The organism is Treponema sp., from assembly GCF_045657965.1.
Taxonomy (GTDB): Bacteria; Spirochaetota; Spirochaetia; order Treponematales; family Treponemataceae; genus Treponema_D.
On sequence record NZ_JAZOUG010000011.1, the window covers coordinates 1 to 1,577 of the forward strand.

2 protein-coding genes are annotated in these 1,577 nt (G+C 46.7%); both read left to right on the forward strand.

Annotation, left to right across the window (positions count from 1 at the left end; all coding sequences use genetic code 11):
* The coding region (locus ACKI5B_RS00225; protein WP_407424943.1) for an MATE family efflux transporter at window positions 1–920 on the forward strand (920 nt) is incomplete at its 5' end.
* On the forward strand, window positions 917–1,447 hold the full coding sequence (locus ACKI5B_RS00230) for a GNAT family N-acetyltransferase (RefSeq protein WP_407424944.1): 531 nt from the start codon (window positions 917–919) through the stop codon (window positions 1,445–1,447). The genes ACKI5B_RS00225 and ACKI5B_RS00230, both read left to right, overlap by 4 nt.
* Window positions 1,448–1,577 lie beyond the last annotated feature (130 nt).

The window sequence follows — 1,577 nt, forward strand, 5'->3', positions numbered from 1 at the left end:
CAGGAATCGGCTTCCTGATTCTCTACAACATCGGCTCAGGAATTCTTCGTGCTCTGGGAGACTCACGGCGTCCGCTTTATTTCCTCGTCTTCTCTTCGCTCGTGAACATTGCGCTTGATTTTATTTTTGTTCTGGGCTTCAAATGGGGAATAGAGGGTGCGGCCTGGGCCACGGTGATTTCAGAAGGTCTTTCGATTCTTCCTGTGTTTTTCGTCCTGATTAAAAGTGACGATGTTTTTAAAGTCCAAGTCAGAAGACTCAGAATTGACTTCAAGATTTTGAAGGAAATACTTCGAATCGGGCTTCCCGGAGCAATCGCTTCCTCAATTAAGGCCTTTTCCAACACTTTCATCCAGAAGTATGTGAACGCCTTTACTTCTTCCTGTGCGGCGGGCTGGGCGGTGTTCGTTCGGCTGGATCAGCTCATGCAGGGCGTGATGCAGAGCATTGCCTTTGCGGCTATGACTTTTGCGGGGCAAAATTTCGGTGCCGGAAAAATCATGCGTATCAGGCAGGGAATCAAATCAGCCCTCTCAATGAAGCTTGCGCTAGTGGCTTTCTTCGCGCTTGTTCTTTTCATCTTTGCAGAATTTTTGACTTCGATTTTTATTGATGATGCAGAATCCATCCGTTACGGGGCGATTTTCATCAGGTGTACGGCTCCTTTTTACATCCTCTGTGCTGTCTGCATGTTTTTTGCTCAGATTCTGCGGGGACTGGGAATTTCACTTGCACCAACAATCATCACTTTTGCGGGCTTCGTGCTCTTGCGGCAGACTTTCCTTTTTGTGTCCACCCGCCTGACTTCCAGTTTTTATGTGGTTTCAATCGCATATCCCGTGGTCTGGGTTTTCACTTCCATCGCCATGATATGCTGTTATAGATTTCACTCGAATAATTTGAAGGAGGAGCGGACATGACAAAAATCCGACACGCGAGTCTAAATGACCTTGAAAAACTGAGCGAGGTTGAATTCCTCTGCTTTCCACCAGCTGAGGCTGCAGGCCGGCAATCAATTGAAAGACGGCTTAAAGTCTTTCCAAATCACTTCTGGCTCCTGTTTGAATGTGACGAGACTGGGAATGAAAAGGAACTGATTTCCTTCATCAACGGCCTTGTCACAAGCCGGAAAGATTTGACGGACGAAATGTACGACAATCCTTTGCTCCACGAAGAAAAGGGTGACTGGCAGATGATTTTTGGCGTGGACACCGCACCTCGCTTCCAGCACAGGGGCTTTGCTTCCAAAGTAATGGAGCAGGTCATTTCTGACGCAAAAGACCAGGGCAGGAAAGGAATCGTGCTTACCTGTAAGGAAAAACTCCGCACATTCTACGAGAAATTCGGCTTTGTAAGCGAGGGCGTCTCGGATTCCACCCACGGCGGCGTGGTCTGGCTCCAGATGCGGCTCGTGTTTAAAAATTCCTTGAATAAAAAATCTCAATAAAAAATTCCCTTTTTAAAAAAAAAAGCACTGAGCTAAGGAGGTATAATTCAAAGCCCAGTGCTTTTCGGTAGTCTGTACGATTTTTCTATTTAAGTCGGAGGCCAAGCGGTCTTAGGAAGACAAATGTCTT